20 protein-coding genes and 1 riboswitch are annotated in these 25,621 nt (G+C 45.5%); of the genes, 8 read left to right on the top strand and 12 right to left on the bottom strand.

Going from position 1 to position 25,621, the window contains the following annotated elements:
- Positions 1-14: 14 nt before the first annotated feature.
- The 4 genes from ACFVQB_RS06215 to ACFVQB_RS06200 all read right to left on the bottom strand — a co-directional run bounded on the left by ACFVQB_RS06215 (position 15) and on the right by ACFVQB_RS06200 (position 3,324).
- Positions 15-764, bottom strand: a complete 750-nt coding sequence (locus tag ACFVQB_RS06215; RefSeq protein ID WP_379436365.1) for an SDR family NAD(P)-dependent oxidoreductase — start codon at positions 762-764, stop codon at positions 15-17.
- A gap of 183 nt (positions 765-947) precedes the next feature.
- Entirely contained in the window at positions 948-1,340 is a 393-nt protein-coding gene (locus ACFVQB_RS06210) for a DUF2500 domain-containing protein (protein ID WP_062319566.1), read from the bottom strand.
- A gap of 361 nt (positions 1,341-1,701) precedes the next feature.
- Positions 1,702-1,911, bottom strand: coding sequence for a hypothetical protein (locus ACFVQB_RS06205; protein ID WP_379435625.1), 210 nt, complete (start codon positions 1,909-1,911; stop codon positions 1,702-1,704).
- 135 nt (positions 1,912-2,046) lie between these two features.
- Complete coding sequence (locus tag ACFVQB_RS06200) at positions 2,047-3,324, bottom strand: WD40/YVTN/BNR-like repeat-containing protein (protein WP_379435623.1); 1,278 nt, start codon at positions 3,322-3,324, stop codon at positions 2,047-2,049.
- Between the two features lie 311 nt (positions 3,325-3,635).
- On the opposite strand from ACFVQB_RS06200, the gene ACFVQB_RS06195 reads away from it, so the two are divergent.
- Positions 3,636-4,565, top strand: coding sequence for an L-lactate dehydrogenase (locus tag ACFVQB_RS06195; RefSeq protein ID WP_024632045.1), 930 nt, complete (start codon positions 3,636-3,638; stop codon positions 4,563-4,565).
- A 445-nt stretch (positions 4,566-5,010) separates the two neighbouring features.
- Here ACFVQB_RS06195 and ACFVQB_RS06190 read toward each other — a convergent pair whose 3' ends face one another.
- The 5 genes from ACFVQB_RS06190 to ACFVQB_RS06170 all read right to left on the bottom strand — a co-directional run bounded on the left by ACFVQB_RS06190 (position 5,011) and on the right by ACFVQB_RS06170 (position 11,395).
- Positions 5,011-5,943, bottom strand: a complete 933-nt coding sequence (locus ACFVQB_RS06190; RefSeq protein WP_379435620.1) for a tyrosine-type recombinase/integrase — start codon at positions 5,941-5,943, stop codon at positions 5,011-5,013.
- 27 nt (positions 5,944-5,970) lie between these two features.
- Positions 5,971-7,044, bottom strand: coding sequence for a hypothetical protein (locus tag ACFVQB_RS06185; RefSeq protein WP_379435617.1), 1,074 nt, complete (start codon positions 7,042-7,044; stop codon positions 5,971-5,973).
- 226 nt (positions 7,045-7,270) lie between these two features.
- Positions 7,271-8,710, bottom strand: a complete 1,440-nt coding sequence (gene bcaP / locus ACFVQB_RS06180; protein ID WP_379435615.1) for a branched-chain amino acid transporter BcaP — start codon at positions 8,708-8,710, stop codon at positions 7,271-7,273.
- A 546-nt stretch (positions 8,711-9,256) separates the two neighbouring features.
- Positions 9,257-10,633, bottom strand: coding sequence for an amidohydrolase family protein (locus ACFVQB_RS06175; RefSeq protein ID WP_379435612.1), 1,377 nt, complete (start codon positions 10,631-10,633; stop codon positions 9,257-9,259).
- 201 nt (positions 10,634-10,834) lie between these two features.
- Positions 10,835-11,395: a CGNR zinc finger domain-containing protein gene (locus tag ACFVQB_RS06170; RefSeq protein ID WP_379435609.1), complete on the bottom strand. Its 561-nt coding sequence runs from the start codon at positions 11,393-11,395 to the stop codon at positions 10,835-10,837.
- A 136-nt stretch (positions 11,396-11,531) separates the two neighbouring features.
- Here ACFVQB_RS06170 and ACFVQB_RS06165 point away from each other — a divergent pair, with 136 nt between their 5' ends.
- From ACFVQB_RS06165 to ACFVQB_RS06140, 6 genes are all read left to right on the top strand, one after another.
- A complete protein-coding gene (locus tag ACFVQB_RS06165; protein ID WP_379435607.1) occupies positions 11,532-12,029 on the top strand; it encodes a DinB family protein in 498 nt (165 codons plus the stop codon).
- 83 nt (positions 12,030-12,112) lie between these two features.
- A riboswitch (FMN riboswitch) is annotated at positions 12,113-12,264 on the top strand.
- Positions 12,265-12,408: 144 nt separating this feature from the next.
- A complete protein-coding gene (locus ACFVQB_RS06160) occupies positions 12,409-13,389 on the top strand; it encodes a DMT family transporter (protein ID WP_379435604.1) in 981 nt (326 codons plus the stop codon).
- Positions 13,390-13,527: 138 nt separating this feature from the next.
- Entirely contained in the window at positions 13,528-15,033 is a 1,506-nt protein-coding gene (locus ACFVQB_RS06155; protein ID WP_379435601.1) for an amidase, read from the top strand.
- 112 nt (positions 15,034-15,145) lie between these two features.
- Positions 15,146-15,769, top strand: coding sequence for a DUF1989 domain-containing protein (locus tag ACFVQB_RS06150; protein WP_379435598.1), 624 nt, complete (start codon positions 15,146-15,148; stop codon positions 15,767-15,769).
- A 112-nt stretch (positions 15,770-15,881) separates the two neighbouring features.
- Entirely contained in the window at positions 15,882-16,508 is a 627-nt protein-coding gene (locus ACFVQB_RS06145; RefSeq protein ID WP_379435595.1) for a LysE family transporter, read from the top strand.
- Positions 16,509-16,591: 83 nt separating this feature from the next.
- Positions 16,592-17,353, top strand: a complete 762-nt coding sequence (locus tag ACFVQB_RS06140; RefSeq protein WP_379435592.1) for a YqcI/YcgG family protein — start codon at positions 16,592-16,594, stop codon at positions 17,351-17,353.
- An 18-nt stretch (positions 17,354-17,371) separates the two neighbouring features.
- Here the strand turns inward: ACFVQB_RS06140 and ACFVQB_RS06135 are convergent, their stop codons facing one another.
- The 3 genes from ACFVQB_RS06135 to helD all read right to left on the bottom strand — a co-directional run bounded on the left by ACFVQB_RS06135 (position 17,372) and on the right by helD (position 24,383).
- Positions 17,372-18,718 carry an amino acid permease gene (locus ACFVQB_RS06135; RefSeq protein WP_379435589.1) on the bottom strand — a complete coding sequence of 449 codons (1,347 nt, stop codon included), beginning with the start codon at positions 18,716-18,718 and terminating at the stop codon, positions 17,372-17,374.
- Positions 18,719-18,839: 121 nt separating this feature from the next.
- The gene (locus tag ACFVQB_RS06130) at positions 18,840-21,689 is read right to left on the bottom strand and encodes a glycoside hydrolase family 2 TIM barrel-domain containing protein (RefSeq protein WP_379435586.1); all 2,850 of its coding nucleotides are present in this window, start codon (positions 21,687-21,689) and stop codon (positions 18,840-18,842) included.
- Positions 21,690-21,953: 264 nt separating this feature from the next.
- The gene (gene helD / locus ACFVQB_RS06125; RefSeq protein WP_379435583.1) at positions 21,954-24,383 is read right to left on the bottom strand and encodes an RNA polymerase recycling motor HelD; all 2,430 of its coding nucleotides are present in this window, start codon (positions 24,381-24,383) and stop codon (positions 21,954-21,956) included.
- 329 nt (positions 24,384-24,712) lie between these two features.
- Between helD and ACFVQB_RS06120 the strand changes: the two genes are divergently transcribed.
- Entirely contained in the window at positions 24,713-25,558 is an 846-nt protein-coding gene (locus ACFVQB_RS06120; protein ID WP_379435581.1) for an AraC family transcriptional regulator, read from the top strand.
- The last annotated feature ends 63 nt before the right edge of the window (positions 25,559-25,621 follow it).

Genomic DNA, 25,621 nt, shown 5'->3' with positions numbered 1-25,621 from the left:
GAGAAATCCCGGTACTAGTCCTCATATATCATTTTTCGGGTCATACCCCCATCAATAATCAGGTTGGTCCCTGTGACAAAGGTATTGCTCGGATCGGTCAAATATAAACAAGCACGGGAGATATCCGAAGGAACGCCCACACGTCCCGCCGGGTGTTGTTCATGGTCCTCTGGCTTCAATTTCTCAACATTTCCTGTCTCAATCCAACCGGGACTGATACAATTGACCCGAATTTTGTCTTTACCCAAGGAGACCGCCATCGCATGCGTCAATGCCACGATAGCTCCCTTCGAAGCAGCATAGGCCTCTGTTTCCGACTCTGACATAAACGCACGTGTTGAGGCCATGTTAACAATGGCTCCACCATTCTCGTTGTGCTTCATATGTTTGGCCGCTTCCCGGCTTGCAAGAAAGCAACTTCGCGCATTTGTATTGAGTATATCGTCCCACTCTTCCAGCGTTAACTCATAGGGAGACTTCCATCTGGAGACACCCGCATTGTTTATGAGCACATCAATCTGTTTGAATTCATCCATTGTAGTTTGAATAAGGTTCGTTATATCCTTCTCTTGCCGTACATCACATTGGACAAAAATGGCTTCTCCGCCTTCATTGCGAATCGAAGCTGCCGCAGCAGCCCCTTCCGCTTCCTCATAGTCGGCAAGTACGACTTTAGCCCCTGCAACCGCATAGGCCTCAGCTACACTTTTACCGATTCCTTGGGCTGCTCCCGTCACAACCACGACTTGATCTGTAAATGACATCATCATTTCCTCCTCTATTGGGATGGTCCATTCATCACATAAGTCTACATCAACTCACTGAATATGGACCACAAATTGAATAAAGTCTCTTCTTATATAGAAACACGTTAGCCCCATTAAGAAACGCTTGTCCGTAAAAGAAATTAAAAAAAGCTTACGCCACTATGGCGCAAGCCAGCCGGTTTATCCGCGTACACGCTCAGAGTACAAACGATTGTAGCGTTCAAAGCCTACATAACGCGTTCCCTTGAAAGAGAGTCGACCTTCATCTCCCTCGGCGCACAAACCGTACTCATCACCGTTCACTTTGAATTCGAGACGATCCCCGCTCTCCACTTCAAATGTGATGTAATAAAGCGTACGGGCTGTACTTCCTGGTTCGGAGTGCGACTGACTCATCTGCATTCTCCTGCTGGTAATACGTGAAGGTACGGTAAGCAGAGGCTCTGAGTTATTGCGGCCCCATCTCCATACTTCTTTCCCTACCGACAGAAGAACAATACCTATAATCAGGACAAATACTACCGGAAAGACGGTTCCAAAAAAATCAAACATCCAGGATGATTCAATGCCCATGTCTCTCCCCTCCGTTCATCAAACCTAGGACAGCCGGAGTCTTGACCCGTCTTCTGTAATATATATGCGCATGAACAGGGAAATTGTTATTTGGGATTCAAATTGGTTTTTCTATCGGCTGTATTTTTCAATATTATCTATATCAGACTCTGAATATCATATAAATGCGTATCCATGCTGACGAACTTTTATCTTTGATTTACTATAGCCTCCCCACCCGCAAAGGAAAAAAAAGTAACACCGATCTAAAAATCCTGAATTGATCTTATTTTTCCCAAATACGATTCACAAATCACAACAAAAAAACGCCCCCTATTGGGGGCAAAACATTGCTATACGCTATTTTTTATCTGCTCGTTTATTAAGCGTACATCAGGTCCATCAATCCGCGTGTTACGTCTCCACCATCCGCCTGTTCAGGTTCATCTTCCTGTGCATATTTTGCCATGCATGCTTTGACTTCTTCCTCGGTGGTACAACGGTTGGCATCATCACATGTGTAGCATAATTGGAGCATGTATCTGGTTAACTCGTCCGCCTGCGTGAATTGAGCTTGTTCATTCGTTCTCATGTTCATCACTCCCATCTCTTCTTGAATTCAATATAACATCATTTGAAGGGATTTATTGTGATTTAATTCACAAAGTAATTAAAATGAAAAGAAACCCGCAGGTTCCTCTTCCAAAGAAGTTCTATTCAACCGCAATTATAGTACTTTCCAGCGCACACCGCCGTCTACGGTTTGCAGCAACAGTGATCTTTTGGCATCCGTATTTTCAACCAATATCCAGCCTAGTTTTGAGGAAACCATCTGAAGCTTGACGATCTCCGGGTAGTCTTTATGAATGCTTTCCAACACTTTACTCACAGGAAGTGCTTTCCATGTTTTACCTGCATCCTTGGTATAATAGGTTTTGCCCTTTTGCATGGCCCAGCCTTCCGAGGGGTTCAGGAATGAAGGAGCCAGATTACGATTAATGCCGGTTTGTTTGTTCAGACTAAACGTTGACAGAGTCCAGTTCTGTCCACCATTTGTTGTAAAGAAGCCATTAAATTTCGTGCTTTCTCCTTGGGAACAGGACATGGACATCCAGGCGCCCTGAGCCTCTCTTCCAAAAAATTGTGGCGAGCTGATATTAAAATTGCCACATCCGTTAAATTTGTTTCGGTCAAAGAAAGACGGTCCCGACTTCCAATGTTCACCACCGTCCGTTGTAACATACAGTTTCGGTGTGCCGAACTCCAGCGCTGTCAGGAACCCGTGGTTTGAATCGGAAAAGGTCAGGCCTGTAGTATATCCCCGTGTCGGGATCTCCGCTGCGGCCGGCTTGCCGTCCTCATCACTTGAGGACATCTGATTCCACGTAATACCGCCATCTTCGGTCAGATATAATTTCTTATCCTGTTTGCCAATGGATGTATCTGCCGTGGTCAGTATCCAGCCTTTCTCAGGAGATACGAATGTAATGGCGGTCACCTTATCTGTCTTCGACAAGGAGGAAAGACTCCAACTTGCTCCACCATTATTCGTGCGCAGGACCATCGTATCTGTTCCGCCCATTCCTTCACGAACAATCCATCCATGTGTACTATCTACAAAATAAATGCTTTGTCCATATTGCGGATTAGCCGGAAACTGCACATTTTCCGAAGGTGAGATATTGGTCCAGGTACTTCCCTGATCCTGAGTATAATACAGACGCAGGGCGTTACGCGTCACTCCCCATGCTAAACCACCGTTACCATTAAGCAACTGGAAATCGGTTAAACGGGTCTGAATTTGATATTTGGCTGTATCCGCAGCTTGCGTACTGTTTGCGGGGGGAACAACCGTTAAGGTTTGGCCCATATTTCCGTTATCTTCTTGCTCCTGCGGCGGCTCTGCCACCGGGGTTTCTCCCGAATCGGTGCAAGCCGCCAGCACAGCAGCTATACCGATAGACAGCAATGCTGTCTGCGCGATTTTGATCCATTGCGAACGCAAGTGGTTTCCACCTCTCTCATCCAATAAGCAGGCGCGCATGCCTGTCCATTCATGTTGTTTTTACGATTCATCTGAATCCACTGCTCCTATTCTACCACAAACGATGTCGAAAAGGTTCATCTCCACTCTCTAGAAGCAGGCAGCGATCTTTTGGATACATCCGTTTCTTCACGGAATACAAACCAGGATTTCGACGAAATCTTCCGCAAATAGACATCAAATGTGAAAAAGTTTATAGACATGGCTCGCTTTTCGCACGCTTATCCCTTAATATGGATGGAAGTATACCCCAAAAAGGAGAGGATATGAACATGGTAAACAGTGCAGCACTTAAACCAAGCCGTGTCGTTATTGTAGGCATGGGTGCGGTGGGAACAACAACGGGATACACGCTGATGTTAAGACAGCGTTCATCCGAGTTGGTATTTGTGGATGTGAATCATGATAAAGCAACCGGCGAAATGCTGGATATGAACCACGGTCTCCCATTTACCGGAGGCGTTAAAGTATGGGCAGGCGATTACTCGGACTGCAAAGACGCAGACATCATTATTATTACTGCGGGTGCTTCCCAAAAACCAGGAGAGACTCGAATTGATCTGCTGAAGAAAAATGCAAGCATTTTCAAAGAGATTATTGAACGTATTACTGAAGTTAATTCCCACGGTATTCTTTTGATTGCAACGAATCCTGTAGATATTTTGTCCTATACCTCGTGGAAACAAAGCGGCTGGCCAGCTTCTCGCGTAATTGGTTCTGGAACGTTACTGGACAGTGCACGTTTCCGTTACCTGATTGGTAAAAACAAAGGAATTGATCCACGTAGCATTCACGCTCATATTATCGGGGAACATGGTGATTCCGAAGTACCGGTATGGAGTCTAGCAAACGTTGCTGGAACGGATCTGGAGCTGGATGAAGAAACGCAACAGGATATCTTTGATCGCACCAAAAATGCGGCTTATGAGATTATTAATGCCAAAGGAGCCACTTCCTATGCAATTGCGCTCGCTTTGGACCGTATTGTCGCTGCCATTCTGGGCAATGAAGGCTCCGTACTGAATGTTTCCACATTGCTGGAAGATTACAATGGCGTATCCGATGTATATCTGGGTGTTCCATGTGTAGTTGATCGCAACGGTGTACGTGAGATTCTGCCACTTCCTTTGAATGAGACGGAGAAAGTCGCTTTCCAGGCGTCTGCCAACAAATTGAAAGAACAGATTGCCGGACTGGAGTAAATTCAGACGCTTGACTAATCACGTTATTTGATCACGAACAGCTAGCGTTAAGGTTGTATAACTAAAGGGCCACCTGTATCTTCCTTGTGAAGATGCGAGTGGTCCTTTGGTCTTATTATAAATAAGTATTAATAGCTGCCTGCAAAATGAGCCAGTAAAGCTTTCACTGTTGTATATCGTTAAGTTTCAATTGAAGGTCAATCTCTGGCTAGTATATCACCCTATTTCATATGGACAAGAAAAGTAAACATTGATTTCATAACTTGAGTTTACATAATAATTGTTCCGTTAATAATAAAAACGAGATTATTTTATAATTTTCTATTTATTCTTATAATTCCATTAAATGTATTTTCACTTCTCTACATCAAATTGCAAAAAACCTGTCGTTTTGGACAGGTTTCTACATCATTACTTTCTTCTACATATAAACCAAGTTTCTCTTTTACATATCAGCCACAAACGCGGGAAGTTTGACATCCAGCAAGGCCATCGCCTCTTCCTTCTCACGGCTGGTTACGTGGGTGTACACCGTGGTGGTTTGAATGGAGGAGTGACCCAACAGCTCCTGAACCGTTCGCAGATCTGCTCCACGTCGAAGCATCATGGTCGCGAATGAGTGACGCAGTTTATGACTGGAATAGTTCACACGCTGATTGGAGGCCGATTCCTGCTGAAAGCGTTCAAAGGTTTCGGTCGATATAAGCTGAATACTGCGAATCGACAATCGTTTCCCTTTTTGCGAGACGAATAACGCCTCTTCCTTCGCCCGCCATGGATCCAGCCGCTCCTGAAGAGCCTGGAATAACAGTTCGGCAACGGTCTCAGGCACAGGCAGTGTACGCCATTTTCGGCCCTTACCGAATACGTCCAGCGTGCGCCGTTCCGCATTATAATCTTTGCAGTTCAGGGCATGCACCTCTCCAACCCGCAATCCCATGTATCCCATGAGCAGAAAAATAGCCAGGTTTCGTGTACGATACTTACCCTCGACCGATTGCAAAAATCGTTCCAAACCGCTTTCATCAAGGAAGACGGGGGCACGATTTTGCTCGGTTTTGGATTTCTTGATTCCGAAAGCGGGGTTATTGGTCACCAATTCAAGCTCAATCAATGACTTATAAAAACAGTTCACCGCTGCGTGTTTCCGATTCCGCGTCGAGTCACTGACCCCTCTTTCCCGAGCTCGGGACAAGAAGGATAAGACATGAAGTTTTTTGACCTGCTCCAGTGACTTTCCATGAATAGAGACGAGAAATTCAACAACGTCACTTGTGTATGATTTTACCGTATATCCCGTGTACCCCGCATCTTTCATCCATATGTGAAAAGCTTCAAGCTCATCGGCGTACTGCTCCTGAATGTCTTCGGTCATCATCTATGTTCGTCACCACACTTCTATATATTAGTCTATAATTACAACGTCGATTAGTGGGATGATTGCTTCGGGTTGTCCCTCACTGCGGGTGAGTACAAATGAAGGCAGTGGATTTTCGTGCAGTCCATTGACGGATTCACAGATCTGAACATACAAGTCCATACGCAACGTCTCGCCCTCACCCGCAACATCAATCACAGGCCATTCTTTCTCTGCACAGGATGGCCAGTAAGCCAATTCGTTCACCGGCACGATGCTTAATTGTTTACTTTCGCGATGCACACGGTATATTCCCGTGGTGTGAGGTTCATCACCCAGCTTGTCTACCGAAAGTTTGGTTCTGGAATTTTCATCCGGAGCTGAATAAATCGAATAACACCATGGCGTAACTCCCCAGGCAATCGCCATGAGACCTTCTTCCAGCAAGGTGTCGGAAAGGTCGCCCTCACCGAATTGTTCAATCAAATTATGGTTTCTAGAACCGATCAGATCTTCTACACGTTTCGCCATACGAGGCATATCTGCGAGAATAAATCCACCACTGCCGTAGGAGTCAAACACATGACTCTCCCGTGTCCAGACTGCTTCGGGCGCTGTGTTCATCTGTTCAGCTTCGGCTGAAAACAGACATATCGCTACAGTTACCACCTGAGCATATTTCACCATGGCAAGCTGCTCGGGCTCTAGTGCTCCCTCTGCAATGCGGGGTGTTTTGACATGCAGGGAAATGCGCAGCTCGTACTCCCCTTCTGCAAAACCGCCCCAATTCAATACAATTGGATGGTCTATTCCTTCAATGGGAGCAAGTGAACATGTACTGTCAGGTCGCAAGGTAACTGCATATTGTACAAATCCCAGCTCCTCCCCATATATGATAACGGCATCTTGTCGATCCAGCGGTGCATCCATATGCTGCGCAACAACCGAGACTTTGCGTCCATTCTTCAAACGGCGCTGCGGATCAATATCCAATTGAAATTCGATTGTGTCCTCTGGATGTGAAATGATTAGCTTCGTCTCGGCAAGTACGGCTGAGTCAGCCAATGCAAAGCCGAAATTCGAATTTTGGTGATGTTGATTAGTATGTAATGGTGTGTTCATGATACATCCCCTCTCCTATGTCTGATGGCATGTCACACCCCCAAATATATGTCATATTTGCCCTGACCGCAACCCCGGTTCTGCTCACAAGGATAGATGAATCACTTATTAGATACCCATATATAGCCTTATCTATCTTTTTTTTTTCGTATTACACGATCTGCTCTCACAAAAAAAGCCCCATACCGCATCGCTTTGGCGATGCAGTATGAGACAATGTAGACAGCTACTTTTCCTTTGTTGTTTTGAATGTGTCCGATATACGGCGTGCCGGATTCAAATGGCTGTGATGACGTCCGTAGGCAAAGTAGATGATTAAACCAATAATTAACCAAGCGAAGAATGTAATCCAGGTCAGAGCCGCAAGACGTGTCATGAGATACATACAGCCAACAGCACTCAGAATAGGAATCAATGGAACGAAAGGCACGCGGAATCCCCTTTTCAGTTCCGGGTTGTTTTTACGCAATACGATAATCCCCAGACTCACAACCGCGAAAGCAAACAGTGTTCCGATGTTGGTCAACTCCGCCAGATGGCCAAGTGAAATGAATCCCGAGAATAAAGCAACGATAATCCCAGCAACCCATGTTCCCGTAGCAGGCGTTTGGCTTTTGCCACTGATTTTGGAGAATACCGGAGACAATAGTCCGTCCCGTGACATGGAATAAAGCAAACGCGTCTGACCGTACATCATTACAAGTAATACAGTGGTAATTCCCGTAATCGCCCCAAGCGAAACAATCCAGGACAAGCCTTTCAACTGCACAAATTCAAAGGCAAAGGCAACCGGATCACTCACATTCAGCATGTGATAAGGTACAATTCCTGTCAGTATTAACGATACAACGATGTAAAGCACGGTACAGATCGCAAGGGATGCAATAATACCAATTGGCAAGTCCCGTTGAGGACGTTTCACTTCTTCCGCAGCCGTAGAGACCGCATCGAAACCAATGTAAGCAAAAAATACCGTTGCCGCTCCTGCGGTTACCCCTGAGATGCCAAACGGAAGGAATGGCCGCCAATTATCCGGCTGCACATAGAACACACCCACACCGATAAAAATCAGCACCACGATAATTTTAATTGCTACCATGATTCCGTTGGCACGAGCAGCCTCTTTCACCCCTCGGGTGAGCAGGAACGTAATGATTAACGTGATCGCCGCTGCGGTGATATCAAAATAGGTACCCTTTTCCGGACTAAATGCACTGGTGAGCGCATGGGGTAATTGCAATCCGAATCCGGACAATAACGTTTGGAAATATCCAGACCAACCGCTGGCAACTGCCGCACTCGCAAATCCATACTCCAGAATAAGATCCCATCCGAGAATCCACGCAATGACTTCGCCAAAGGCGGTATAGCTGTATGTATACGCACTTCCCGAAGCAGGCACACTGGATGCAAACTCCGAGTAACACAATGCAGCGAAGGCGCAGATAATACCTGCCAGCAGAAAAGACAGTACCAAACCTGGACCTGCATATGTTGCAGCAGCAACACCTGTTAATACAAAGATACCCGTACCGATGATCGCACCTACCCCGAGGGTCATCAGATCAAGCGGACCCAGAACCCTTTTCAACATGTTGCTTTCGTTATTTCCGGTGGCAATCGGCTTTTTTCTAAACAAGGAAGATCGATTCTGGTTTTGATTCATACACAGTTTCCTCTCGTATTGAAAATGATGAATGTGTCTCTTTAACTTCACATGTTTTTGTTTGATCCATCTGTTCTATGAAAAAGACCTTTGTTCTATCTTACTGACCAACTATAAAAATCTATCTATTTCTACACTTTGTCGCGTTGCTTTGTTAAATTTATTTTGGGATGATGGCATATTTTGTGCGTTCACGAGGAAAATTATCATGATCTGTTGGACAGGCTAGATTATAAAAATCGATTTAAACGAAAACTGCGTATAATTTATATTATGCGCAGTTTTTTAATGGCTTTTTTCTTCAATTAAACCTCATAAATACGTTGTTAAATGCACTTTAATAAATAAAGGGCCTTTCCACCTCTTTTTGCTGTTTATTCCTTGCTACCTCTGTCTTGTTGCAAGATAAAAAGGTACACCAAAAAGCCGCATATCCGTATGCGGCCCTTCAATTGAAACGCTATTAAATTTTTAAGACAGATGAGAACATCCACTCTATTGATTCCCGGAAGACCATCACTCTTTCATTCACATGGATCATCACACTTATGAAAATACAATTCGCTCTGCATCCGACATCCGATATTGAGATAGCAGATATTCCTTGCTGTCCAAAGCTTTCCGACGGACCTCATTCAGATCGACATGCAGCAGCTTGCCTTCGCGCTTCACCGGCCGACCTGCTACAAACACGGTATCCACATTGGATGGATTGGCAAATTGAACCACCGCTCCAACCGGATCATGCACCGGGAACAAATTAAGGTCGGTGGTTCGGATCATAATCAGATCTGCTTCTTTACCTGGAGTAAGTGTGCCAATCTTCCGCTCCAGTCCCAGAGCCTTCGCCCCAGCAGAAGTTGCAAATCTCAGAACTTGACTGGATTGCAAATTAAGCTCACCAGGCATTTCACCCTGCAGCAAAAGTTGTTCATTTCCTCTGGAACGCTCGGCCTGAAGTGCAAATTTCATCTGGGAGAACATATCCCCACCCGTTGAAGTGACAACATCGACTCCGAGCGTTGGGGTTCCTCCATTTTCAAGGAAGTACCCCGTGGCCGGATAGCCGTGCCCCATCATCATCTCCACTTCCGGTGTGACGGACAGTGAAGCACCGCTATCGGCCAACATTTTATACTCATCCGTATCCATCGTATTTCCGTGTACGACGTTCAGACCTGGGCTCAGTAAACCAGCCTCATACATTTTACTTATCGAACGATCTACAGATCCCCAGCTTCCAAAGCCAACATGCATTGAACATATCGCATCCAGCTCTTGCGCAAGCTGAATTTCCTTCACCGTGGTATCCCAATGGCTGAACTCCGGACCACGAATAGCGAGGCCGAACGTAAGTAGCTGATCCCGTGAGGAAAAATACTGTTCCTTGACTCTTCTCACATCATTTGAATAAGTCAGCTGGCTCTCTCTGTTCCAATAGGGCGTCTCACCCGGTATACCATAAGCGAAAACCGACCGAATACCCGCATCCTGAAGTCCTCGAATGAGTTCATCCGTGTGCTCCGATGAATACGGCATACTCCAGTCTAGTACGGTGGTCACTCCTGCATTAAGCGCTTCCAAAGAACCTAGCAAATTGGCGATATAGCTGTCTTGTGGCCGGAGTTTACTCCCCATCGCTCCATAGTAGAGATTTTGCAAATAAACCGGCAGTGACCAGTTGGTTCCCGCTGTTTTTACAAGCGATTCCCACACATGCCGGTGTGTATCTACGAGTCCAGGGAGTATGATCATCTCCGATGCATCTATCACTTCCGCTTCAACACAACTCAGATCGGGCTGGATGGCAGTAATTAGTGAATCTTCAATCAGAACGTCCGCCCGCTTATACTGACCCACCGACGAATCCATAGACAATACACAACCATTTTTCAGTAGATAACTTGTCCCCACAAGACACATCTCCAATCATTGTTTTTTTGTTGGATATACGCTTGAATCCCGGATGTTAATCTCTGATGAAATGACTAGCTGAAATATTTTAAGTATATAACCATTATATAGGAGCGCATGGGAAGATTCAATTTTGGATTCACAAAAATCTTATTTATTATTTCCTGGCTATCAAAAAGTACAGCAAATCACACTTTCTGTGCATACGCCTTATTCTTGCTGGTGATCCATCTTCCGCTTTGCCCGAAATCTTCTAACCTTCATCAGATTACCGCACATCTTGTCATCACAATATTTCTGAGTTCTGCTACGCGTATCGTCATAGAAAATCCAGCGACAATCCGTATTGTCACAGATCCGAATCCTTCCCCCATCCCCTTCAACTACTGTGATTGCAAAATCGGCTGCGACCTCTGCCATGACCTGCTGCCATTGCGTTCCTACAGGAATAAGTGAAAGTTTCAGTCCCTCATCTCCAGTGTTCAGTCTTCTTATGACTTGACCTTCCTCCATCATGGCGTTAAGCCATTCCTGGTCTTTGTTCGATAATGGGTTTCCGGTAGATAGACGAGTTGCAAGAGCATGCAATTCATTTCTGAAGTTTCTCAAGGCTCCTTCCTCTTCAGAAGAAGCAGGTACAGATGCATTCAGCTGCCATTGTTTGAGAAATCCTTGCTGCCATTCTGTTTTGCCGAGCCTGTCCTCTGAACGATCTCCGCCACGCCAGTCATGGTAATCACTGTTTACAAAATCAGTCCATAGTATATCCATACGTACCTCCGCTAAATTGTAACTACCTAAAATGAAAAAGATAGTTACAATTATTCATGTTTGGGTTATATTTATTGTAACCACATTTAAGCACTTTAGCTAGTTACCATGATTTCATTTTTGGGAGGACAAATCAATGACTACAACAGCAACAGAACTATTGCTCATTCAGAAAGATGATACCTGGGATCAATGTAATTGGATTGTGCCTTTATCCAAGGCGCTCGAAGGACTGACTGCTGAACAGGCAGCCTGGGTCCCATCATCCAGTGGATTAAGCATCTGGCAGTTGGTTAACCATATGTATTATTATAATCATCGCTTGTTGAGTCGCATTCAGGGCACAACCCCCTCAGGTACAGCTGCCGAAAACAATGAATCCACCTTCGGAGATCCGGGCGACCCTTCCGATACCACTGGCTGGAGAACACTTATGCAAAATACAACGCAATTAGCCGGACAGCTTCGTGATCAGCTCGCTTCATTAGAAGAATCCGATCTCGAAGCTCCGTACATAGATACGGATGAAAAATGGGCACATGAACTTGCTCGCTGGATACTCCACGATGCGTATCATGCAGGCCAGATTGTATTACTACGTAGACAACAGGGAAGCTGGAATATCATATTCTAAAAAAACACTTGAACTGCTAGCGCTTACAGGAATAAGATGGACTTATTAATGTTACAGCTTGTTCAACACACTATATAATTGAATAGGATCTTCGGGGTAGGGTGCAATTCCCAACCGGCGGTGATGTTCTTCGGAACCAGCCCGCGACTCGCTGTTTGACCCGATGTAGGGATTCAGCGACTGACTTGGTGTGACTCCAAGGCCGACGGTACAGTCCGGATGAGAGAAGATCAACACATTGGCATGCCGTTACGGGAAGGCTTCTTTCCGTACGACATGGCGATGATTGAGCCCCCGTTTATTTGGTGTATTCCAAAACGGGGGCTTTTGTCGATTTTGCCAACTGAAGATTCCGTGTTCTGACGAAGGAGTCCTGAATATGGAAAAGACCCAACCTGCATCAACGGTTTACCGCAAGGAACGAAGCAATACCGGATTCTGGCTCGTCGTGCTCGGCGCCGCCCTTTGGGGTGTAGATCCTCTGTTCCGTATTATTTTGCTCAAAACGATGACCTCCACCCAGATTGTACTGGTGGAACATATTATTGTCAGCCTTGTGGCGATTCCCGTCTTGTGGAAGTTCCGGGCCGATCTGAAAAACCTGCGTGCACGCCACTGGATTGCCGTGATCTTTATCTCCTGGGGAGGATCCGCTCTCGCCACGGTATTGTTCACCCTGGCGCTGACGCATAACGATCCCAACACCGTTTTGTTGTTGCAAAAGATGCAGCCGCTATTTGCAATTGTTTTGGCTAAGATGCTGCTGAAAGAAACATTGCCTCGTCGCTTCGGTGGACTCTTTATCATTGCACTTGCAGGAACATACCTGCTTACTTTCGGTTTTACCCTTCCCCTTCGAAACTGGGACAATTGGGTTCATGCAGGCAGCCTGTTATCACTGGGTGCCGCTGCCTTGTGGGGCGGCTCAACGGTTATGGGTCGGCTGATGTTGGGGCAAACCCGTTATGAAACGGTCACCTCCCTGCGCTTTGTCGTAGCTTTGCCACTGCTGATCTTTATGACGTGGAACGAAGGGGCTGCCTGGACATTCCCTTCCGCCACAGGTGAACAGGCGGCTGTGGCACTTAATATTCTGGGTCAGGCCTTACTGCCAGGGTTACTGAGTCTTCTGTTATATTACAAAGGACTTTCTTCCACCAAAGCCTCAGTCGCAACACTCGCAGAACTGAGCTTCCCGATGGCAGGCGTACTGGTAAACTGGATTGCATTCCGTACGTTAATTACCTGGGAGCAACTGGTGGGCTTCATCCTCATCTGGATTGCCCTATTCGCCATCTCCAAACAGCAAGAACGCTCAGCGAGTTCGGCTGAAGCTGCACCAAAGCTTCGTACGGATTGAATTTCATATATAACGCGAATCAATCAAGGCACTGCACATCCATCGGGATGTACAAGTGCCTTTTGTCTTTTCACTATTCCGGTGGTACGATGACATATGGAATAGTAGATCAAGTCAATTTAGAGAGGAACGATCATCATGTCTTCATCTTCATCATTTTCATATACATCCTACGATGCTATAGGCTTGGCTGAATTGGTTCGGTCTCGGGAAATATCCCCTGTCGAATTACTGGAAGCGGCGTATGCTCGCCTGGAAGAAGTGAACCCGCGGCTCAATGCGGTCATTCGTACATATGAAACACGTGCACGTCAGGAAGCGGGTATGGTTCGCCCGGGAGAGCAGCCTTTTGCCGGCGTACCCTTGTTATTGAAAGATATCTCTCAATCCCTGGAGGGTGAAATTCTCACCTCGGGTTCATGTCTTCTCCGTGAACATCGTGCACAGCGGAATTCCAATTTTGTTTCCCGTCTGCGCGATGCAGGCTTCATTATCATTGGACATACCAATACGCCGGAATTTGGCCTGAAAAATATTACCGAGCCCCGTCTTCACGGTCCAAGTCGAAATCCATGGAATACGAATCACTCACCAGGTGGTTCAAGTGGAGGTGCCGCAGCCGCAGTAGCCTCGGGTATTGTACCCCTTGCGGGAGCCAGTGACGGTGGCGGTTCAATCCGAATCCCTGCTTCATTCAGCGGCTTGTTCGGACTAAAACCTACACGTGGACGGACACCTGTTGGACCGGGAGTTGGTCGTCAGTGGCAGGGTGCTTCGATTGATTTTGCCTTGTCCCGCTCCGTTCGCGACAGCGCTGCTTTACTGGATACACTGCAAGTGATTCAACCCGAAGCCGCGTTTCATGCTCCCCTCTTTCCAGGCAGCTACCTGACTGATATGAACTATCCTCATCAACGCAAACTGAAAGTCGCTTACACGACAGCTTCTCCTGTAGGTACACCTGTGAGTGATGAAGCCAAAGAAGCAGTTTATAAGATGGTTCGCTGGCTGGAAGAACAAGGTCATGAGGTTGAAGAAAAGCTGAGTCCGGTTAATGGTGTGAAATTGATGGAGAACTATTACATGATGAACAGCGGCGAAATGGCGGCGATGATCTCTTCCATGGAACGTTCTATGGGCAGAGCATTAACATCTGATGATATGGAGATCGAGTCCTGGGTTTTGGCTGAAGCCGGTAAAAAAGTATCCGCTGCCGAATTCGTACATAGTCTGGCGGAATGGGATGTTGCCGCAGCTCAGATGTCCACATTGTTTGAACGGTATGATTTTTATGTCACACCTGTCAATGCTTTTGCAGCACCCAAGATCGGAGAATTGACACCTCATGATGAACAGATTCAGCATTTGATGCGCATTAGCGATTTGGACAAGATCCAGCAGCAGCAGTTGATTTATGAGATGTTTGAACCAAGTCTTACATACACTCCGTTCACTCAACTCGCGAATCTGACGGGTCAACCAGCCATGAGTGTTCCTGTGCATGTGACTCCTGAAGGCCTGCCCATGGGTGTACAAATTATGGCAACGAAAGGCCGTGAAGATTGGTTGCTTCATCTGGCTGGTCAGCTGGAAACCTCCGAACTATGGGTCGGCATGAAAGGGAATCCACTGTTTCCAGTATAAACGCAGAATACATCCTATATCATTTTCAATGTAAGCCATATGTTTGCCAAAGTGCATGAAAGCCATGTCAGCTCCGCATACTGAAAACAAAAATAGCGGAGGAATGTGACGAATGAATATGAATACAACGGAACGCCATAAACAGTCTGTTCGAATCCCGGCCAAAACGGGTTATGCCGTCAAGGTAAATAAAGGTTCTTTAATTCGGGTGACCGATTTGGAGGGTCAGCAGGTCGTTGATTTTGTTGCATATGATGCTCAAAATGCCAATAATCGACTAGACCCAGGGGTGACGATGGACGTACTGCGGTCCTACCGGATCAAACCAGGACAATCCGTGTATTCTAATCAATATCAGCCGTTGCTTAAAATCGTTCGTGACACGGTTGGTGTTCATGATTTTTTCAACTCTGCCTGTCGTCCGGAAATGTATGAAGTATTATATGACAAAAAAAATCATGCCAGCTGCTATCATAACCTAAATCAGGCTCTTGAACCGTTCGGGATCTTGCCACCAGATCAGCATTATCCGTTTAATCTTTTTATGAAATCGGTCGTAGATGATATGGGTAAGATTGATGTCGTAGCTCCAGACTCGCGCGCTGGTGATTATGTTGAGATGGAGGCTTTGACCGATCTGGTTATCGGTTTATCCTCCTGTCCTTGTGAAGAAAGCTCTTGCAATGGATACCATTGCACAGCCATCCAGTTGGATGTAGAGTCCATAACAGATTAAGCGACTTACAGCTTGTTCTAATTTGCTCCAGACGGGAATACGATGACTTGTACCCATATGCGTGTGACTTACCGGTACAATTCGTCGAACCCGTTAAGGAGTGAACGAGAATATGTCTGTACTGTTTAGTTATATTATTCTGGGAATCTCACTATCAGCTCCAATTGGTCCGATTAATGCCGCTCAGTTGGATCGGGGAGCTCGCCACGGATTCATGCATGCCTGGATTTTGGGACTGGGAGCGATGTTTGCCGATTTGGTGTACATGCTTCTAATCTACTTTGGAGTTGCCCATTTTCTGGACACGCCGTTCATGCGTTCGTTTCTTTGGTCTTTTGGTAGCTTTGTTCTGGTGTATACCGGTGTGGAAACACTGTCCAAGTTAAAAGACGGCATTCAGGCCTCATCTACAGCAGAAGCAAGGGTTGGGAAATCCTTTGTCTCTGGCTTTCTCATGGCCTTGTCCAATCCGCTGAATATTTTATTCTGGCTCGGGATTTACGGCTCTATTCTTGCTACAACCGTGAAGCATACCGACACCGCTCATCTGCTACTATACAGTTCTGGTATTTTCATAGGAATCCTTGTATGGGACATCATCATGGCTGGTATGGCCAGCCGATTTCATAAACGCAGCAACGAAACCGTTTTGCGCTGGATCTCCATCATCTCAGGAATTTGCCTGATCGGTTTTGGTCTGTACTTCGGATTTGAAGCTGTACGCTCCATCTTTTTCTGACATAAAAACTACACTGGACAGTCACCCAACACCTTCCGCATTAATACGTTAACGGTATCATGTGGAATGGAGTTGGGGAATTCATGGCAGAGCTGTACAGTGCCGATGAAATAAATGCATTATTCAAAGGTCTTCCCGAATGGCAGCAGGACGCGTATTCACAATTTGCCAATATGATTGCAGATGAGGGTAATACGTATCCTTGTGTACCAGGACGCATGGGTTTTCTCTCAGGACATCTGAGATACGGATTCACAAGTGATCCGCGTACAGAAGCTTCTACTAAAGACATGGCGGAATTACTTAGTCAATATGGACCCGTTTCCCGGGACACGGGACATTACGCTTCTTTGGTTGTCATTTGCGATACACCCGATGATTTGAGAAATAACACAACGGTAGAGAAGTATCAGTCCTTATTCTGGGAGATGCTTAACCGGGTAAGCTCACTCGATACTGCCTCCTGGCCTGAACATATTTCGACTGATCCACATGAAGCCACATGGGAATTTTGCTTTGGCGGGGAGCCTTACTTTTGTTTCTGTGCCACTCCCGCGCACGAGCTTAGAGCCAGTAGGCACTTCCCTTATCTTATGTTTGCTTTTCAACCACGGTGGGTGTTTGAATCGATTAATGACAACACACCTCTTGGTCGGAAAATGAAAACCTTGATTCGCAAACGCTTAGCAGCCTATGATGCTATTCCGGCTCACCCTTCGCTCATGTGGTATGGACAGCAGGATAATCTGGAATGGAAACAATATTTCCTGCCCGATGACGAGCAGCCCCCTTCCAAATGTCCCTTTATGCGCATGAAGCAAGCCATTAGCAAATTGACGAAATAGCTGATACGAGACACCAATTCAGGATTTTGATGGTTCAGTGGATGGTGAAGGTCGCGGTTTTCGTACTTTGTTTACAATGTAAGTAATTAAGGCAATCAATACAACAAGACCTATACTGGCCAGCAGACCTCTTCTGCTGGCTTTTTCCGTGGCTGTCCCAGCTACTGCTGCAAGTATAAGAACCATGGCGATCCATACTTTGGTGCGATTCCATTTGGTTGGCTTCATTTTCTTGATATACGTGATGCAAATCAGAAGCCAAGTATACATTAATACCAAGCTGCCTGCTGTTGTTGCATATTCGAATAGGCTCTTAGGCATCCATAACGCCATGAGGGTAGAAAGTATTAATCCGGCCGCAGTGCATCCTAATGCATACAGGGGCATGCTCTTTTTTCCCCATGTCTTCGTAAACATCTTCGGTGCATCTCCGTCTTCACCCAGTTTAACCAACATGGACGTAATCGCATAGATTGAAGCGACCATCGTGGAGAACCCCGCGATAATCAAGAGTCCATTGAGAATATGAACCACGACCGTAAATCCAATCGATGACATCGCTTTGACGAGAGGACTCTCGTCTGGTGTTAATTTAGCAGCGGGAACCAGTAGCAGGATCAAGGCAATCGCCACAACATACAACGTACTGACGGTTAACAACATCACTCTTCCTGATTTCACTGCGTCCTTAGGTTCTTTCAGCTTGGCTGCCATTAAACCCATGACCTCAATTCCGGCAAAGGCAAAAAAAGCATAAATAAAACCGTTCCACACGCCTTTTATTTTGTGAGGAAACCATTCATTGGTTATTTTCTGCGGTGTAATCTTCACATCTAACCAGCCCAGGCAAGCTGCTGCTGCAATCGCGATAAAAGCAACCGTTGCAGCTAACTTAATTACTGCGAGCACATTCTCCGTTTGAGTTAACCCTTTGGCTCCCAATGCGGCGATGAACAATCCAATGCATGCATATACCGCCACAAACGCCCATAATGGAAACTTAGGAAACCAAAATTGAGAGAACAATCCGAGCGCAGTTAATGAACTACCCATGATCAGCATTTCGGAAGACCAATACATCCAGCCACTTCCGAAACCAGCCCATGGGCCGAACGCTTCACCGGCATATGTTCGAAAAGCCCCTTCCTTTGGATCATCTGCCGTCATCTGAGCCAATGCTCCAAATACAAAATAGGTCCCTGCAGCAGCCAGCACCAAAAGTACAAGCACGGATAAACCGGACCAATGAATAGCCAAACTTGTTCCGAGGAAAAATCCCGTTCCCAGCGTACATCCCGCTCCAAATAATGAAAGATTAATCCAGCTTAGTTTGTCATCTTCTTCTCGATGCACATGACTTTTCATATGTATCCTCCTTCATGCGTACCCCATTACGGTTTACATATGATGGAGGTTTTATGTCATTAGGGTAAAAAGAAATGAAACCGATATTCGGTTTACATAATAATACTTTCGTTAACTATTTCTATTTCTTGCTTAACAACTGTTGAAGCTCTTCCAGTTCTATCTTGGCTTCCGGTTGGAATTCCTCACTTTTTACATATTGTGCAAGGCTGTAAAGTAGTTGCCGCCCTTCCGCCTGGCTGATCAATTTATTATAATTTAGTGCCCCAACCAGCAGCTTGCCTTTTCCAACCTGACATTCAAACAGCAGTCCCAGCTTATGATTACGTTCAAAATTATCGATGGTTTGAACAACAGGTTGAACATTCTCTGCGACCTTATCCAGAATAATAGACCGTGAATTCATGACAATATGCCACCAAGGATAAGTGGAATGGGTCTCACTTGGAAAGTGCTTCAACGCCAGGTGCGAATTATTGATTAGAAGGCCAAGTGTACCGACGGGCACTTGCTTGTTCATGCTTTCCGAAATGGATCGGAACATCGGATAACACCAGAAATCGGTACAATATGTACCTTCGACTGAACTATCGTTATCTTCGAGTGTTGGGAGTAACAGCACACGCTCGCCTTTTTCCAGTAAGTTAATTACATCATCGGACAATTCCTTATAAATATAGTCATGTTCAATACCTGTAACATCATGATCAGGGTATACCCAAAGGTCATATTGTTTCCGAATATCGGTACCTGAAATATGCAGAGACAGCGTGACAGGCGTCATCTTTTTCACATCAGGTAGCTTGAACTTAATTTGGCTAATCTCAAACCAAGTTTCTCCAGAGACAAAGGAAATCTCGTCTTTTCCTTTTGCAATCAAATGATCCGAATCATGCATCTCCCACTCCACGGTATGACCCTTCAATGAATCGGTTCGGTAGTACCTTAATTGAATATCAGCATTGAAATCTTCACCCGAATTGTAGTTAAATTTCTCGAATCGGGCCAGAAGTACTGCATCGGAGCAATACGTCCTCCACTCCTCGGGAGTAATCAAGCCTTTCGAATCCATGAAGGCATCCAAAATACCTACCAGTGCGGTCCCCTGTCCACTAAAGTCCTGAAGATCGAGCAATTGAAATCCTGCCAGATGATTGGATCGAAATGCCGCCTCAAGCTCTTCCTTATAGCAGGCTACTGCAAGTTTGCCGGAGCTTTTGAAAAAGGGTTCAGCCAGATGTCCCATTCCTTTGGATTGCAATCGTTCCCGAAACACCTCGAAGTTTTTTGCCTTCAGTGACCCGGTATACTTCTCGATCTCTTCATAATTGGGGTACATGGCATATTGTCCAATTTCATGGGAGATGACGGGTAGATATGGAATGAGTTGTTGTTCAACAGAAGCGGCTTTCACGGTCTTGGCTTCCGTGCCATATTGAATTTGAATTTCAGATTCTTCTGCTTGAATTGCCTCACTCTCCGAAACTCTTCCAACGGGCAAGATCATGTCGTCGTAGTCCTTCAGGGTACCAGGCACGTCAGTTTGAACATGTCCCAACGGGGCATCACACATGGCATAGGAGCCGCGGAAAAGTCTATCTTTGGAAAAACGTACGCCGCAGTAAAAATCTTCTTCCTCTAGAATCAGCGGAGTGAACTGAAAATTGTTTGAACCCTGGGTGTACAGATGACGTGGATCAAATGCTCTATACGCTTTGATAATCGCATTCAGTCTTTCTTTACTTCCCCAAAGTTCATTACCGAGTGACATCATTACAAAAGAAGGATGATTCCCAAACGCCTTGAGCATGGCAAAGCCTTCACGAATGAGATAGTCCTGTTCAGCCTGATTATGCTGTGGGTCAAGTTCATCCGTGATCGTTCCCCAGAATGGCAATTCAGGCTCCATATAGATGCCAAGCATATCTGCAGCGGTGAACGCTGCTTCAGGTGGACAACAGGTATGGAAACGATAATGATTTATACCATATGATTTGGAAATGCTCAGGATTCGCAGCCATTCATCCACATCGGTTGGTGCGTAACCTGTAAGCGGGAAGATTAGACCATCATGTTTTCCACGAAGAAAGGTCTTTCGACCGTTGATGGTAAAAGCATCTCCATTAGCTTCAAAATCTCGCAGTCCTGTTATGATTTCGGTTGTATCCAGCACATCGCCATGTTCCCCCAACAGAGTAAGGGTCAGCACATACAGATGTGGGTCTGAATCACTCCAGAGCAATGCGTCGTCTCCCATCTTGTAGAGCACATTAACTTCGTCCTGGCTGCATGGATAGGTCTGCTCATTCACCACATGGTTTCTGTCTGATGCCACATATCCATGAGTCTCTTTTAAAAGGGGCTTGAGGGTTTGCGCAGTAACGGACAATACAGTACCTGGTATCGATTTGGACAATGTACTTGTGATTCTGAATGTTCGCTCTTTAGCATTGGGATAGATCTGTACCTCATCCAAGTGCACGTCGTGGTAAAAATGAAGCTCCAGCTTCCCGGTAATTCCGTTCCAGTTGGTCTGAGTATCGACGGATGTAAGATGCCCGCCTTTTGTAGGATAGTCCGTATTATCAACCCGGATGGTGAGGGTGTGTTCTCCCTCCGATAGCCCTTCCGGCAAGATATACACATGGGGGGTGTTGAGGCTATCCTGCGCTCCAACTTCTTCACCATCGACCCATAACTTGGTTATGCGCGTGCGTTCCAGATACATACTGCATTTCTTGCCAGCAAGCGTTGCCGGTATATTAATCTCCCGTTTCAGCCACACCCATCCTTCATATGAATATTCATCAGTCAAAGACCCGATGTGAGCTACATCATTCTTTCTTCCTTTGTGTGCATGAGAAGTCGTGTTCGGCAGCTTTATGGTATCGTCAAATGGGCCTTGTACACCTTGTTTATGTTCATCCAGTTGAAGCTCCCAGCTTCCCTGCAAGTTCATTTTGGTTAACATGATCTTAGCTCCTCTATACTTTATGTATGCAATCTATTCTTCTGGTTACGTATTTCTATTATATAACTGTAATCTTAGTCCACCCATATAATAAAATTTATGCTGAGTATAACAATATGGAAATAATCCAAAGGTCGTCGATGACAAATTCGTCTCTATTAATGACATAGAAATTTTAAAAAAAGTCGCCTAGAAGGCGACTAGTGCTACTTATTTGAGTGATTCAATTCGCATACGCTGCTAGATCAGAAAATGCCGACATATTTACTCCGTTGTATAGACCTCCGATTCCTCATACAAATCCGATGGCAAAGCCTGCACAAAAGGTGACCAATTACCCGTCGTGTATAGATGAAGGCGATGCATAGCCCGCGTGCACGCCGTATAAAGAAGCTTTCGTTCATTGTCTCGACCATAAACTCCAGACGAAGCATCATAGACCAAGACGGCATCGAACTCGACACCTTTGGCGAGATAAACAGGAATGACCATCACACCTTTTTCAAAGTTGAACGTTTCCTTCGTAACGAGCTGCAAAGCTTCGCCCCCTTGAATCTGTAACGATTCATGGGCCTTGTGGCTTTCGGCGGCGGTCTTCGTAATAATAGCGATGGAATCAAAGCCCTCGGCTCTTAGCGCAGCGATATCTGCCACCATTTGTGTATTCAGCTTCTCCCTGTCGTTGCTTCTTGTTAGCAGGGGCTTTAGCCCTTTTCTTTCAAATGGTACAATTTCATCTCCGTCTGGAAGCATCGCTCTTGTAAATTCAACGATCTCCTTCGTAGAGCGATAACTGCGTACTAGGGCGAAAAGGCTTGTTTCGGCTTCACCGTAGAGACGGACCAGTGGTGAATCAGCTGCGGCCAAATTAGTAGCCTGCGTGAAGATTGCTTGCCCAAAATCGCCGAGCACCGTCATACGGGCTCGTGGAAACAACTTTTTGAGATATTCATATTGAAATGTTGAATAATCCTGACCCTCATCAACGAAGACATACTTGATTTCCGTGTTTGTCCGGACACCTTCAATCAGTTCTTTTACATACAAATAGGGAGTCGCATCCTCATGGAACAACTCGTTCCGGAGCAGGCTTTCCTTGGTTAGCTTGCATATCTCAGGCCATAGAGAGGGGATAACCGAAGCATTCGTTTTCTCCCGATAAGCGGCTTCGTCAACAAACAATTCGCCATATATGCCTTTGATATCAACAAACGAGAATTTCTTGATAACTTTTCTTAGTGGGCTAAAACGTTCTTTCACGACCTTTCGGCTGAGCAGCTCCTCCTCCTTCTGGGCAAAGTCAAAATCACCTTCATCTTCCCGACGCTTTTTGCTTATTTTCTCGCGAATTTGGGCGTACTGCTCCGCGATATCGAATACTTCCTTATCTTTATGCAGCACTTCAAAGATATCCGCATACTGATGGTTGTCGAGATAATTCAATTCTTCCTGTACCCATGATTCTTCACGTTCCATTCGTTCCAGGGAAGCCAGCTCTTTCAGCAGCCATTCCTGCAAGAGAACAATACGATTTAGCAAGGGCAGGGAACGATCATAACCGTAAAATTTGGCACTCATTTGCTCCGCGGTAATCAAATCACGGTTCCGAAACCGAATACTGTTGAATCGCATGCCTTCCTGTCCCAACCAGTTTCCATAGTTCTGCAAGGCTTGCAGAAAAGCATCGGAAGCTTTATATTCGATCCCCTGAAGACGAGCCTCATAGCCCGGATCATCATGCGCGGTCATTACATATTCAATTTGATCAAAGATATCCTCCGGACGCAACGAAGATCCAAGCCAATAGTCGAGAAATTGTTGAAAAGTGGTCTGCTGCATATTATCTTCACCGAGCTCCGGAAGAACAGTGGAAATATAACTGCCAAACATCGGATTCGGTGAGAAAAGGACGATCTGATCAGCACTGATCGTCTGGCGATGTTTGTACAATAAGTACGCCACCCGCTGCAAGGCTGCGGAAGTTTTACCGCTACCAGCTGCTCCTTGTACGATAAGCATTCGGCTTGTGTCATTACGGATAATGGCGTTTTGCTCCTTCTGAATGGTTGCCACGATACTTTTCATTTGTGAATCTGCACCTTTGCCGAGCACTTGCTGCAACAATTGGTCTCCAATCGTTTCGTTTGCATCAAACATATTGCGGATTTCTCCGTTATGGATCTGAAATTGCCGTTTGAGCTCCATTGTGCCATCGATTCGTCCGATCGGCGTTACATAGGACGCTACGCCTGGGGAAGAGTCGTAGTACATGCTCGCGATCGGTGTACGCCAATCATAGATCAGAAAGCTCAAACCGTCTTCGTCGACAAAAGAAGATACGCCGATATAGATATGGTCGGTGAGGGCCATACCTTTCTCCTGAAAGTCAATGCGTCCAAAATAAGGGGACGGGAGCAAACGCTTCATGTTATTCCATTGCTGCGTCAACCGCATGTGACCACGTTCTCGCTCGGCTAATACCGCTGACTGCTGGTTAATAGTGTAGAAGGTCTCTTCGAAATCTTCGTGGGTGCTTGTGTTGATCGTCACTTCTTCCCAAAAGCGCTTGCGAATTTCCGTAGCCTGGTCACGCATTCCGGCAACCTCTGGCTCCAATTCTGCGATTCTGGCCTGCAGTTTGTTCCTTACAGACTCCAGACGTTCCTGTTCCAGCTGCCAATCTTTTGTTTGCATCTCTCCGAACCACTCCTTTTCCTATTTTTGGGATGAAAAAGAGCATTGACAAATCAAAATTCCAGATGTAAAATTAAAGTAGGGATAAAAACAAGTACATACTTTTATTTTGTTTGTCAATGGCGCTAACGATTATATCATAGCGTTATTTTTCGTTCAATTCTTTTTTTCTCAAAAGATGGCCTTTGAATTCATCAGGGGGTCATCTTTTTTTACGTATCTATTGGGTTCACTCTCCCTCTTTCCATAACCGGACAAATCAAAGCACATAATGACAGGCTCTTGGATCAGTCTTCATCTATTATGGGAATCAAGGAGTGATTAATCGTATGAACTGGATCGAATCATTACAGCTAGCCATTGCTTATATGGAAGAACATTTACTCGAAAATATGACAATGGAGCAAATATCAGCTCAAGCTCATATTTCGCCCTTTCATTTTCAACGTACGTTTGCCCTATTAACTGATGTTACGGTAGCCGAATATATCAGACGAAGACGGTTAACATTGGCGGCCAATGAACTGATACAGAGTGATTACAAAATCATTGATCTGGCGCTCAAGTATGGTTATGACACTCCTGAATCTTTCTCCAAAGCCTTTCGTAGGCAGCACGGAATTGCCCCCAGTGAAGCACGTAAGAACAGTACCTCTGTCAAATCGTATAATCGTTTGGTTATTCAATTAAGTCTAAAAGGAGCAGAACCAATGAAACACAGAATTGTTGAACAAGGTGCGTTTACATTAGTAGGGATAAAGCAGGCTTTTTCTTATATCGACGGCGAAAACTTGCGAGGCATAGCCAAGATGTGGCAGGATGCGTATACGAGCGGGACAGAAGATCGTTTATTTGAATTGAATAATGGTGTAATTCAAGGGCTGCTTGGTGTCTGTGTGGATCAGAATGAAATCCAGGAGAAGCAGATGGAATACTGGATTGCTACGGCTTATGATGGAGAAGTACCTGAAGGATTATCATCATTCACGATTCCTGCATCCAAATGGAGTGTCTTTGAAGTTGAAGGTCCGATGCCGGACAGTATGCAGCGCTTATGGAAGCAGATTATTTCCGAATGGTTCCCTTCCAATCCTTACGAGCATGCAGGTATACCTGAGCTTGAAGTATATCCAGGACCTCACCAGCCACCTCAAATCTGGATACCGATAAAATAAAGAGAAATCTATTTTAGTACGTTCTTGTCCTTAATTCGGACAAGAACGATAACCCTCTCCAGT

The sequence above is a fragment of the Paenibacillus sp. NPDC057886 genome, from assembly GCF_042796655.1.
Lineage (GTDB): Bacteria > Bacillota > Bacilli > Paenibacillales > Paenibacillaceae > Paenibacillus.
Note: the sequence above shows the minus strand (reverse complement) of the source record. Positions and strands in the feature narration are given on the sequence as shown.